Annotated in this window: 13 protein-coding genes; 10 read left to right on the top strand and 3 right to left on the bottom strand. The window is 71.0% G+C overall.

All coding sequences use genetic code 11. The annotated features are described in order from the left end of the window. Positions 1–18: 18 nt before the first annotated feature. From alc to uraH, 3 genes are read left to right on the top strand one after another with little or no spacing between them, the layout of a single operon-like run. Entirely contained in the window at positions 19–1041 is a 1023-nt protein-coding gene (alc, locus tag ACVTJA_RS41325; protein WP_465828853.1) for an allantoicase, read from the top strand. Continuing rightward, on the top strand, positions 1038–1547 hold the full coding sequence (gene uraD, locus ACVTJA_RS41320) for a 2-oxo-4-hydroxy-4-carboxy-5-ureidoimidazoline decarboxylase (protein WP_465828852.1): 510 nt from the start codon (positions 1038–1040) through the stop codon (positions 1545–1547). The genes alc and uraD overlap by 4 nt, the downstream gene beginning before the upstream one ends. Further along, positions 1544–1888 carry a hydroxyisourate hydrolase gene (gene uraH / locus ACVTJA_RS41315; protein WP_465828850.1) on the top strand — a complete coding sequence of 115 codons (345 nt, stop codon included), beginning with the start codon at positions 1544–1546 and terminating at the stop codon, positions 1886–1888. The genes uraD and uraH overlap by 4 nt, the downstream gene beginning before the upstream one ends. Before the next feature lie 12 nt (positions 1889–1900). Here uraH and ACVTJA_RS41310 read toward each other — a convergent pair whose 3' ends face one another. From ACVTJA_RS41310 to ACVTJA_RS41300, 3 genes are all read right to left on the bottom strand, one after another. Beyond that, positions 1901–2305: a response regulator gene (locus ACVTJA_RS41310; protein WP_465828848.1), complete on the bottom strand. Its 405-nt coding sequence runs from the start codon at positions 2303–2305 to the stop codon at positions 1901–1903. Positions 2306–2451: 146 nt separating this feature from the next. Further along, on the bottom strand, positions 2452–2793 hold the full coding sequence (locus ACVTJA_RS41305) for a hypothetical protein (RefSeq protein ID WP_465828846.1): 342 nt from the start codon (positions 2791–2793) through the stop codon (positions 2452–2454). A 93-nt stretch (positions 2794–2886) separates the two neighbouring features. After that, on the bottom strand, positions 2887–3561 hold the full coding sequence (locus ACVTJA_RS41300) for a S1 family peptidase (protein ID WP_465828845.1): 675 nt from the start codon (positions 3559–3561) through the stop codon (positions 2887–2889). A 388-nt stretch (positions 3562–3949) separates the two neighbouring features. On the opposite strand from ACVTJA_RS41300, the gene ACVTJA_RS41295 reads away from it, so the two are divergent. The 7 genes from ACVTJA_RS41295 (at position 3950) to ACVTJA_RS41265 (ending at position 11724) form a co-directional block, all read left to right on the top strand. Beyond that, positions 3950–7525, top strand: a complete 3576-nt coding sequence (locus ACVTJA_RS41295; RefSeq protein WP_465840646.1) for a serine/threonine-protein kinase — start codon at positions 3950–3952, stop codon at positions 7523–7525. A 67-nt stretch (positions 7526–7592) separates the two neighbouring features. After that, a complete protein-coding gene (locus ACVTJA_RS41290) occupies positions 7593–8249 on the top strand; it encodes a DsbA family protein (protein WP_465828843.1) in 657 nt (218 codons plus the stop codon). A 28-nt stretch (positions 8250–8277) separates the two neighbouring features. Further along, positions 8278–8925: a hypothetical protein gene (locus tag ACVTJA_RS41285; RefSeq protein WP_465828842.1), complete on the top strand. Its 648-nt coding sequence runs from the start codon at positions 8278–8280 to the stop codon at positions 8923–8925. Between the two features lie 75 nt (positions 8926–9000). Continuing rightward, positions 9001–10197: an acetyl-CoA C-acetyltransferase gene (locus tag ACVTJA_RS41280; protein ID WP_465828841.1), complete on the top strand. Its 1197-nt coding sequence runs from the start codon at positions 9001–9003 to the stop codon at positions 10195–10197. Positions 10198–10223: 26 nt separating this feature from the next. Continuing rightward, positions 10224–10439 (top strand): hypothetical protein, encoded by a 216-nt coding sequence (locus tag ACVTJA_RS41275; protein WP_465840645.1) that lies wholly within the window; start codon positions 10224–10226, stop codon positions 10437–10439. A 206-nt stretch (positions 10440–10645) separates the two neighbouring features. Then, positions 10646–10843: a hypothetical protein gene (locus tag ACVTJA_RS41270; RefSeq protein WP_163995518.1), complete on the top strand. Its 198-nt coding sequence runs from the start codon at positions 10646–10648 to the stop codon at positions 10841–10843. Positions 10844–10992: 149 nt separating this feature from the next. Further along, positions 10993–11724 carry a rhomboid family intramembrane serine protease gene (locus tag ACVTJA_RS41265; protein ID WP_465828839.1) on the top strand — a complete coding sequence of 244 codons (732 nt, stop codon included), beginning with the start codon at positions 10993–10995 and terminating at the stop codon, positions 11722–11724. Positions 11725–11749 lie beyond the last annotated feature (25 nt).

Here is an 11749-nt window from a genome sequence, read left to right as displayed (position 1 = left end):
CCTGGAGACAGACACATCATGCAAGCACCCGAAGAGGGAAAGCTGCGCGTTGGCTTCACCGAGCTCATCGACCTCGCCGCCGAGCACGTGGGCGGCAAGGCCCTGCTGGCCAGCGATGAGTTCTTCGCGGGCAAGGAGAACCTCCTGAAGCCCGGCCGGGGCGTCTTCATCCCCGGCAAGTACACGGAGCAGGGCAAGTGGATGGATGGCTGGGAGTCGCGCCGCAAGCGCGTGCCGGGCCATGACTGGTGCATCCTCCAGCTCGGCCTGCCGGGCGTGATTCGCGGCGTGGACATCGACACCAACCACTTCCTCGGCAACTTCCCCGAGTACGCGTCCGTGGATGCGCTCGAGGTGGAGGGCTCGCCTTCGGCCGAGTCGCTGGTGGACGCGAAGTGGACGCGCATCCTCCCGCAGCTCCGGTTGCAGGGCGGCTCGCGCAACCTGTTCCCGATTGCCAGCGAGCAGCGGTGGACTCACCTGCGCCTCAACATCTACCCGGATGGCGGCGTGGCGCGCTTCCGCGTGCATGGCGAGGTGCGGCCGGACTTCGAGAAGCGGGTCCGCGCGCATGGCTCGGTGGACCTGGCGGCGGCGGAGAATGGCGGCACGGTGGTGGCGTGCAACGACGCCTTCTTCGGCGGCAAGGACAACCTGATTCTTCCGGGCCGCGCGGCCAACATGGGTGAGGGCTGGGAGACGCGGCGCAAGCGCGTGCTGCCGGGCTTCGACTGGATTGTGGTGAAGCTCGCCGTGCCGGGCAACGTGCAGAAGGTGGAGGTGGACACCGCGCACTACAAGGGCAACTTCCCCGAGTCCGCGTCGCTGGAGGGCTGCTACCTGCGCGAGCCGGTGGTGGACTTCGCCAACGCGCACGACATCACCTGGACGGAGTTGCTGCCGCGCACGAAGCTGCAGGCGGACCACCGGCACTTCTTCGAGTCCGAGCTGCGCGCGCAGGGGCCCTTCACCCATGTGCGGCTGAAGATCTTCCCCGACGGCGGCGTCAGCCGGCTGAGGGTCCACGGGCGGCCGGCATGAGCGCGGCGCTGGAGAGGTTCAACAAGCTGCTGCCCTCGGAGGCTCGCGCGGAGCTGATGCGCTGCTGCGGCTCCTCTCGCTGGGCGGACGCCATGGTGCGGGCGCGTCCCTTCAGCGACGCGGAGCACCTGTTCTCGGAGGCCTCGTGGCTCTGGAAGCAGACGGGGCCGGAAGACTGGCGCGAGGCCTTCACGCACCACCCACGCATCGGCGAGTCGCAGCTCCGCGCGAAGTTCGCCTCCACCGCGTCGTGGTCCTCGCAGGAGCAGGGCGGGGTGCAGGGCGCGGACGAGGCGGTGCTGAAGGGCCTGGCAGACGGCAACGTCGAGTACGAGAAGCGCTTCGGCTTCATCTTCCTGGTGTGCGCCACCGGGAAGGGCGCGGCGGAGATGCTGGAGTTGCTGCGCGCGCGCCTGGACAACCCACCGGACGAGGAGCTGCGCATCGCCGCCGAGGAGCAGGCGAAAATCACCCGCATCCGATTGGAGAAGCTGCTGGCGTCATGAGCACTCTTTCCACGCACGTTCTCGACACGAACCGGGGCCGGCCGGCCTCCGGGGTTCCCATCACTCTCGAAGTGCAGGCCTCGGGCGGCACCTGGAAGGAGCTGGCGCGCGGAGTCACCAACGACGACGGCCGCGTGCGCGACTTCCTGCCGCAGGGCTCCCGCGTGGAGCCGGGCATCTACCGGATGACCTTCGATACGGGGGCGTATTTCCGGGCGCTCGGCGTGAAGGGCTTCTATCCGTCCGTCACGGTGTTGTTCGAGCTGGCCTCGCCGGACGAGCACTACCACGTGCCGCTGCTCCTGAGCCCCTTCGGCTACTCCACCTATCGAGGGAGCTGAAGCAGGCGCGCGTCAGAGCTTGTGGCCCAGAGCGGCGCGGCGGGCGTCCGTGTCGCTCCGCAGCAGGGCGTGAATCTCGGTGATGAGGACCTGCGGCTTCACCGGCTTGACGAGGTACACGTCCGGCTGCGGCTGGCTCGAGGCGCCACCCGCCTCGCGAGGCTGGTAGCCGCTGACGAAGATGACGGGGATGTCCTTCAACGTGGGCTCGGCGCGGAAGCGGCGACACAGCTCGTAGCCGTCCATGCCGTCCATGTTCACGTCGGACAACAGCACGTCTGGAGGCTGGGCGAGCGCCTGGGCGAGGCCTGCCTCGCCGTCGGGGGCCGTGGTGCAGTCGAACTCGCCGGACAGCAGGAGACGCAGCGTCTCTCGCATGGTCCACGAGTTCTCGACGATGAGGACCCTTGGCTTCAAGGCACACCGACTCCCGAGGTGGTCATCAACGGCTCCAGCATCACCGCACCGCGCACGGCGAGCAAGGGGTCCGCATCGCCCCCAGTCGGGGCATGCGTGCCCCGGTGCCCGCCGCCCCGCGCGGGTCCATCCCGAAATGGGTCGGACTACTCCTCGGGTGGGGGATTCACGAGCCCCCGGCGGGACACCTCGGAGTCGGGTTCCTCGTCGCCGCGCGCCTCGCGCTCCGGTACCTGCTCCGTGTCCCACTCCTCGCCGCGTTCCACCCGGGCCTCCCAGTCCGTGTCGGCGATGGGGCCAGGGCTGGCGTCGCGCTGCTTGCGGTTCAGCTCCCGGGCCGTCTCGGCCGCGCCCCTGTCCTGCGCGTCCTCGAGCTGCCCCCGGTTGCGCGGTTGAAAGTTCTCCCCAGCGTGGAAGCCCGCCTGCTGGTCGTCGCCAATGTCCCGGGGACGTTCGTCCTTCGGGCCCTTGCCCTTGTTGCCCGCCATGGTGCGCCTCCGTGCGTGCCTCGTGCCCGACTCAAGTTCAGAAGCGGCGGCGCGCCGGGCAAGCGTCGCCCGTCCGTCCGTCCGGGTGGTGGGCTAGCGGGGCGCTGCCGTGCCCTGGTGCGCCAGTGTCGGGCCGCCCCGGGAGAGTTCCTCCACCACCGCGCCCAACCCTGCCGTGGGCGTGGCGATGCGGCACGCCGCGCCCCCATGGACGAGCCCCACCACGCGCATGTGCGAGTCCACCAGCGGCGCGCCCGAGTCTCCCGGCCGGCCCCTCATCGTGGTGAAGAGGGCGGCTGGCACCTCCGGCAGCGAGGGGCAGCGCCCGAGCCGCTCCAGCACGGCCTCCTGCGCATCGCCGGGCCTGTCGTTCCGCCCGGGGAAGATGAGCGGCTCGCCCGGCGTGGGCAGCGCGTCCGCCACCTCGAGCCCGCGCACCGGCGCCCGGGCATCCAACCGGATGACCGCCACGTCCCGTCCCCGGTCCACGTGGACGTAGGTGCCACCGAGCCGCTGTCCGTTGAAGAAGGACAGGTCCACCCGCGCCTCCAGCGGTTGGACGCAGTGCGCCGCCGTGAGGGCATGGCGCCCGTCCTCCACCACCACGCCCGCGCAGTGCCCCAGTCCCAGCGTCACCGTGGCCGCCGACACGTCGTCCACGTCCGGAGGCGTGCCGTCCTCCACCGGGGCGCCTCCATCGCACGACGCCACCGTCGCCACCGCCAGCGCTCCCACGCATGCCAGCCACCACCTCGAGCCCGCGCGCATGCTTCGCCTCCGTCCGTGGGTGCGCCCCTTCGCGGCGGCGCACCTGCCGGGAGGATGCGCACCCACCGCGAGGCCCCTTCAGGCAGGGCTGTCCGGCAGCCGCGCGGCCGGGGCGCGCGCCGGTTGTTACTTGCCTGTGCACGATGAATGGAGGTCCGCTGTTACCCGCACCAGCCCCACGGAACGTGCTCGTACCGTGGAAACGTGATATTCCATCGACCTCTGGATTCCGCCAAACCCCGGGTCCCACCGCACCTCTGTGAGCGACGAGGAGAAGACAACCGTCCTGGACGAGCGCAGCCGTCCTCCAAGCTCGTGGGGGGACCGCATCCGCACGCCCATCACCCTGCCGGGAGCCTCCGGAGAGCGCCGCTCGCTGGACGTGGGCATGGTGGTGACGGGGCGCTACCAGGTGGAGGGGCTGCTCGGTGAGGGCGGCATGGGCCGCATCTGGCTCGCGTCGGACCTGCACGAGAAGCGCCGCGTGGCGCTCAAGGAGATGCAGGTCCCCGCGGGGCTGACGGCCGGGAAGACGGAGGAGCTGGTGCTGATGTTCCGGCACGAGTTCTTCGCGATGAAGAAGCTCCAGCACCCCGGCACGCTCAAGGTCTTCGACTGGGGCATGACGGAGGCCGGCAACCGCTTCATCACCATGGAGGTGGTGGACGGGAAGGACTTGAGCACGCTGGTGCGCGACGCGCCGCTGGACACGCGCACGCTGTACCGGGTGCTCATCCAGATGGCGCAGGTGCTGGCCTTCCTGCACTCGCGGCTGTACGTGCACTGCGACATCAAGGCCAGCAACGTGCGCATCACCCGCTCCGGCGCCGTGAAGCTGATGGACTTCGGGGTGATGCACCAGCTCGGCACGCCGAGCCCCGGCCGGCTCAAGGGCACGCTGGAGTACCTGGCTCCGGAGTGGCAGCGCGGCGCGAGCATCGACGGGCGCGCGGACCTCTACTCGCTGGGGGTGATGGCCTACTACCTCGTCACGCGCCAGCTGCCCTTCAAGCGCGCCACGCCGGCCGCGCTGCTCGCCGACCACCTGACGCGCCCGCCGCCGCGGCCCTCCACGCTGGGGCCCGTGGAGCCCGCGTTGGAGGAAATCATCCTCCAGCTGCTGGCCAAGGACCCGCGAGATCGCTTCCAGGACGCGAGCGAGCTCCTGGAGGCGCTGTGCCAGGCCAGCGGCGAGCCGCTGCCGGAGGAGCCGCTGTCGGCGCGCGCCAGCTACCTGCACGTGCCGGAGGTGGTGGGGCGCGGCGCGGAGCTGGAAGCGCTGATGAACGGGCTGGCCGAGGCGGACTGGGGCCAGTCGCACGCGGTGCTCATCGGCGCGCCCGCGGGCGTGGGCAAGACGCGGCTGCTCCAGGAGTTCGAGCTGCAGGCGAAGCTGGCCGAGCTGCCCTTCGGACGCGGGCAGTGCCGGGCGGAGGCCCAGGCGCCGCTGGCGCCGATTGCACAGGCGCTGCGCAGCCTCGTGCCGCACACGCCGGTGGAGATGATGGAGCGGCTGTCCCCGAAGCTGGGGCGGCTGCTGCCGGGGCTGTTGGGGCCGGAGGGCGGCTCGGTGCAGGCCGTGGGCGAGGAGAAGCTGGCCTTCTTCGGCGCGCTCGCGGAGTGGGTGCAGGCGCTGGGGCGCCAGATGACGCTGGTGCTGTGCTTCGAGGACCTCCACTGGGCGGACAGCGCCACGCTGGAGGTGCTCAACGTGCTCATCCGCACGCTGCACGGCACGCGCGGCATGGTGGTGGGCACGTTCCGCTCGGGTGAGCTGAGCCGGCTGAGCCTCGCCTTCCAGACGGTGGACGAGAAGCTCACCACGCGCATGGACCTGGAGCCCTTGACGGCCGAGCACGTGCGCACGCTGGTGGAGCTGGTGCTGCCGGGGTTGTCGGTGCCGCGCGAGTTCGTCACGCGGCTGCACGCCACTACGGGCGGCAATGCCTTCTTCGCCACCGAGTGCCTGCGCGCGCTGGTGGAGGCGGACGCGCTCAAGCGCGTGGGCGGGCGGTGGACCGCGGCGGAGGGGCTGGACACGCGCCCCTTGCCGGCGAGCATCCAGGACGCGGTGCTCGCGCGCCTGGCCACCTCGCCGCCGGAGCAGGTGGCGCTCCTGCGCAGGCTGGCGCCCGCGGGACGCAGCCTGGATTTGCCCATGGTGCGCGCGCTCGCGGACCTGCCCGAGGTGGAGCTGTTCGCGGTGCTGGACGGCATCGTCGAGCGGCAGTTCCTCCAGGAGGCGGAGGGGCGCTACGTCTTCACGCACGACACCGTGCACCAGTCCGTCTACGACAGCACGCCGGAGTCCGAGCGGCGCGTGGCGCACGGGCAGGTGGCGCTGGCGCTGCAGACGCTGCACACGCAGCGGCCGGACTTATCCCGCACGGTGGGTTGGCACTACCTGCGCTCGTCGGAGCCGGAGCTGGCCATCGGCCCGCTGCTGGACGCGGGCCGGGCGGCGATTGAAGCGCAGGCGCTGCTGGAGGCCACGCTGCTGTTGAAGGAGGCGTCGGCGCTGCTGGAGGCCGCGCCGGACTTCCCGGGGCGCGACAGGCTGCTCCTGCGCATCTGGGTGACGATGGTGGAGGTGGGCTACTCGAGCGACCCGCCCACCTCGCTGGCCTTCGTGGAGAAGCTCTTCGCGCACTGGGCGGCCACGGTGGACTTGAAGGAGGGCCAGCAGCAGGCGTGGGAGGCGCTGGAGGCGGCGTGCGCCGCGCCGGAGTCCGAGCGCCCCGCGCGGCTGCGCGAGGTGCTGCGCGAGCGCGAGGCGGATGCGTACGCGTCGCCCGCGGACGTCTTCTGGAAGCAGGCGGAGCTGCGGATTCTCCAGGCCATGGCGCTGGCCATCGTCGGGCGCACGGCGGAGCTGTCGGTGCTGCTGGAGCGCGTGCAGGCCGAGCAGCCGGAGGTGTCGCCGTACCGCGCCGGCGTGCTGCTGTCGCAGGCGGTGCTGTGCGCGTACACGGGCCGCTTCGCGGGCGTGCTGGAGACGCAGTACGAGCAGTTGGCGCGCCTGCGCGGGCTGCGCGAGGCGATGGGCCGGCTCCCCCGGCGCCTGGCGTGGGCGCTCGGCATGGGCGGCTACATGATGAACATGAACCTGGCGCTGCGCGGCGAGCCGCTGGACGCGCAGGCCACGCGCGACGGGTACGCGGTGGCGGAGGCGCACGGGTTCACGGACGTGCGGGCGTTCCACCTGTTCGCGGTGGTGACGCGCGCGGCCTTCACGGGCAACGCCACGGCCTTCGTGCCGGCCTTCACGGAGAAGACGGACCTGGTGCGGCGGCTGGGCAACCCCCGGCTGATGGAGCGCAACCTGGCCATCTTCACGCCGCCCTACTACCTGGAGCGCGGTGAGCACGAGCACGTGGCCGCGGTGGTGACGCGCGCGGAGACGCTCGCGGGCGTGCTGCCTGGAGACAGGTGGCTGCAGTGCCACGTGCAGGTGTACCAGGCCTGCCGCGACGTACTCTTCGAGGACGCGGCGGCGGCGCGCAAGTCGTTGCCCCGGGCGCTGGAGGCCACGCGCGAGGGCGGGCTGCGCATGGAGACGCTGCTGCGGGTGTACCAGTCGCGCTTCGAGCGGGAGCAGGGGAATCTCCTGGCCGCGTTGGAGGCGGCGGAGGCCGCGCTGGCGCGGGCGCTGGACCCGGTGCTCGCCAACCCGTGGGATGAAATCATCGCCCGCCGCGCGGTGGCGGCATTGCGGCCCGGGGAAGAGGGCACCGCGCACCTGCGGCGTGCGCTGGCGCTGGCGGAGCTGACGGGCAACGTGCTCCAGATGGGGCTCGTGCACCTGGCGCTCGCGGAGCGTGAGCGGGTGACGGAGGCCGCGGTGGTGGAGCTCGAGACGGCGGAGGCGCTCTTCACCGAGGCGCGCGCCACCAGCCTGCGGTCCCTGGCGAGCTCCGTGCGCGGTGCGCTGCAGCGGCGCGCGGGTGTGCGGCAGAGCGCGTAGCCTGTGCGGCTCCTCCGGGGCCGGCGCTGTACCGCGCATCCCCCAGCGGCGGCGTTAGAGTAGCCGCATGGCCCCTGCTCCCCTGCGCTTCTGTCTGGACTACCTGTCCCCGTACGCCTACCTCGCGTGGACGCGCATGCCCGCCATCGCCGCGCGGCATGGCCGCGTGGTGGAGCCGGTGCCGGTGCTGCTGGCGGGCCTGCTCAACGCGCTCGGCAGCGTGGGGCCGGCGGAGATTCCGCCCAAGCGCGTCTACGTCTTCAAGCACACGTTCCGCATCGCGCACGGGTTCGGCGTGCCGCTGGTGCCGCCGCCGTCGCATCCGTTCAACCCGCTGCTCGCGCTGCGTGTGACGGCGGCCGTGGACGACTGGGAGGCCCGGAGCCGGCTGGTGTCCGCCCTCTATGCCTCCACGTGGGGAGGAGGGAAGGGCGCCGAGTCACCCGAGGCCGTGTCCGCCGCCATCCAGGCCGCGGGGCTCGACGCTTCGGTGCTGCTCGCCGCCGCGCAGACGCAGGAGGTGAAGGACCGCGTGCGCCGCAACACGGAGGAGGCGCTCGCCGCCGGAGCGTTCGGCGTGCCCAGCATCCTCGTGGACAACGAGGTCTTCTTCGGCGTGGACTCGCTCGGCCACCTGGAGCAGTACCTGCGTGGCGAGGACCCCCTCTCCCAGGTGGACCTCGAGCGCTGGAGCCATCTGCCGTCGACCGCCTCCCGGCGCTGAAGCCCGACTTCTTCGAGGTCCTCCCCGCATGAACGTCCTCGTCGAGCTGGGCATCGCCGTCGCCGGCCTCGTGCTCGCCATCGTCCTGCTGTCGCTCAACCTCTGGCGCGCCATCCTCTTCCTCTTCCCCGCCAGCGTCCGCGTGGAGCCCGAGGCCCCCGCCGACCAGATGGACCTGCCCGTGGAACTGGAGTCCCTGGCCACACAACTGAAGGCGCTCGGCTTCGTGCCGCTCGGCAGTCACGAGGAGAAGCCCCGTCTCCAGAAGGCCACGCGCTCCTACGACTGGGCCCACCCGGGCGAGCGCGTCTTCGCCACGCTGCACCTGGCCCAGGACGACGCGCCCCGGCTCTACCTCCTCACCCCGGTGGCGCCGGAAGGCTTCGTCATCACCGCCGGTTACCGCCGCCCCGCCCTGGAGGTCCCCGGCGTCTATCGCTCGGGTTCACTGGAGGACGCTTCGCCGGAGCGCCTGCTGCGCGCCCACCTGCGCCGCCTGGAGGGCTTCAGCCCCAAGGGCGACTTCACCTGGGAAGGCCGCGTGGAGGCCGGGCGTTCCTGGTACCAGGGGCTCGGCCGCAAGGAGATTCGGCGGCAGAACCTCCAGGGTTTCCTGTGGACCGTCATGGCGTTGGCCATCGTCGCCAGCGCCTTCCTGGGCAAGCGGGGGCCCTGACGACCCGGGCATACACATCACGACGTCACGGCGTGCGTGCACCGCGCGCCCGTTGAGAGTAGGTAGACGACCACCATGAAGAGCGTGTCCAAGACCGAGGAGATCTACTTCCTGTCCGGCAAGCGCACCCCGTTCGGAACCTACGGGGGCAGCCTGAAGGACCTCAGCGCCACCGACCTCGCCGTGGAGTCGGCGAAGGCGGCCCTCGCCCAGGCGAAGGTGTCCCCCGAGGACGTCCAGCACGTCGTCTACGGCAACGTGGTGCAGACCAGCTCGGATGCCATCTACCTGCCGCGCCACGTGGGCCTGCGCACCGGTGTGCCCGTCCCGGTGCCCGCGCTCGGCGTCAACCGGCTGTGCGGCTCCGGCTTCCAGGCCTTCGTCACCGCGGCGGAGATGATGCTCACCGAGCAGGCGAGCGTCGTGCTGGCCGGCGGCACCGAGTCCATGAGCCAGGCGCCCCACGTCATCCGCGGCGCCCGCTGGGGCCTGCCGCTGGGCAAGGGCAACCTGGAGGACATGCTCTGGACGGCCCTCACGGACAGCTACACCGGCCAGGCCATGGCGCTCACCGCCGAGCAGCTCGCGGTGGACTACGCGCTCACGCAGGACCAGGTGGACGAGTACGCCGTCCTCACCCAGAAGCGCTTCGCCGCCGCGCAGGAGGCGGGCCGCTTCAACGACGAGATTGCCCCCGTCACCCTCAAGGGGAAGAAGGGCGACACCGTCGTCGCGAAGGACGAGCACAACCGCCCGGACACCACGGTGGAGGGGCTGCGCAAGCTGCCCAAGGTCTTCAAGAAGGACGGCGTGGTGCACGCGGGCGCGGCCAGCGGCATCTGCGACGGCGCCGGCTCCATGGTGATGGCGGCGCGGAGCTTCGTGGAGAAGCACGGCCTCAAGCCCATCGCCCGGCTCGTCAACTGGGGCATCTCCGGGTGCGACCCGAAAATCATGGGCATTGGCCCCGCGCCGGCCATCCGCCGGCTGCTGGAGCGCGCGCAGTGCCAGCTGTCCGACGTGGACCTCTTCGAGGTGAACGAGGCCTTCGCGCCGCAGTACCTCGCGGTGGAGAAGGAGCTGGGCCTGCCGCGTGACAGGACGAACGTCAACGGCGGCGCCATCGCCGTGGGCCACCCGCTGGGGGCCTCCGGGGCGCGCATCACCACCACGCTGGTGTACGAGCTGAAGCGCCGCGGCGCGCGCTATGGTATCGGGTCCGCCTGCATCGGCGGTGGCCAGGGCATCGCGGTGCTGGTCGAGGCGCTCTGATGGCCGCACAAGACACGGGACGCGAGATGAGCAACGAGGTGGACGCGAAGACGGCTCGTGAGCGGGCCAAGGCCATCGCCGAGCAGCGCCGCGCCGAGCGCCGCAACCGCAAGCGCAAGTGCGTGGTGTGTGGCGTGGAGGAGAGCGACAAGACGCCCTTCCACGCGCACCCCGAGGGCATCGGCCCCGCGTGCAAGGACGAGGTCGCCTGCCTGACGCGCAAGGCCGCCGGCAGCCGGTGAAGTCCCGGGCTCGGGCCCCGCGCCGTCCCCCGGGCGGCCCGGGCCAGCCCCCGCCTACTGTCCGACGAAGAACGGCGGGCCCTCCGTCCCCGGGTGGGAGCGGTGTCCAGCCGGACGCGCCGGGGCCGGATTGTCGGCCCCGTTTCTTGAAGGTGGAATCGTCTCGGGGTAAACGTCCAGAATCTCTGGTTTAGACGAGGGTCGGAATGGGCGTTATCAGCTTCACGGGAGTCAAGGTGTTCTCCACCACTCTCGCGAGGGATCGCGAGAACATGGGTGAGAACATCACCAAGTGGCTCAAGGAAAACCCCAACGTCGAAGTGGTGGACAGAGTGGTGACGCAGTCCTCCGACAAGGAGTTCCACTGTCTGACCATCACGCTCTTCTACAAGCCGAAGGCCTGAGCGGCCCCACGGCGGTAGGAAGAGTCGGTGTGCGAGGGCGCTCTCCCTGGTGACGGGGATGGGCGCTCTCTGTCGTTTGGGGTTGCGAAGCGGCCGGGGTTCCACCACCTTTGGTCGGCTCTACGTTCGGCGAGTGGGAGGAGTACTGAATGCGACCGATGCGCGGCTTCGGCGGCAGGGGTGGTGGCGGGCTGCCCGGCCTGGATACGACGGCGTCCAAGCTGACTGCCGCGTTCGTGGTGGGCTCCGCCCTGTTCCTGCTGGCGGCCCGGATTGGGAACCAGGCGCCGCTGCTCCTGCTCTATCCGGACGCCGTCTTCCGCCAGCTCTTCCTGTGGCAGCCGCTGACGTACGCCTTCATCGAGGATGACCCCATCAGCATCATCTTCGGGGCGATTCTCCTCTGGTCCATCGGCGGCTGGCTGGAGCAGACGTGGGGCTCGAAGCGGTTGCTCGTGGCGGCCGTGGGGTGCACGGCGCTGGCGGGTGTGCTCACCGCGCTGTTGAGCTTCTTCTTCCTCCTGCCGGGCGGCTACCGCGGCGGCTGGGTGATGTGCTCGGTGTTGTGGGTGGCCTACGGGCTGACCATTGGCCGGGGCGAGACGAACTTCTGGGGCATCCCCCTGTCGGGCAATGCGTTCGCCGCCATCGGCGTGGGCTTCGTCGTGCTGCGCATCCTGACGATTGGCTTCTACAGCCAGATTCCGCAGGTGCTGGCGCTGCTCCTGGTGTTCGCCTACGTGCGCGGCGCCAACCCGCGCCGGCTGATGCTGCACTTCCAGCACTGGCGCCTGCAGCGGCAGCTCAAGGACCGGTCCAAGCACCTGCGCGTGGTGCCGAAGAACCAGAGCCGCCCGGACCGGGACCAGTACCTCAACTGAGCGCGGGACGAAGGCATCGCCGGAC

Source organism: Pyxidicoccus sp. M6 (assembly GCF_055568925.1).
The sequence above is the reverse complement of the archived record's forward strand: the minus strand, read 5'-3'. Positions and strand labels throughout refer to the sequence as shown.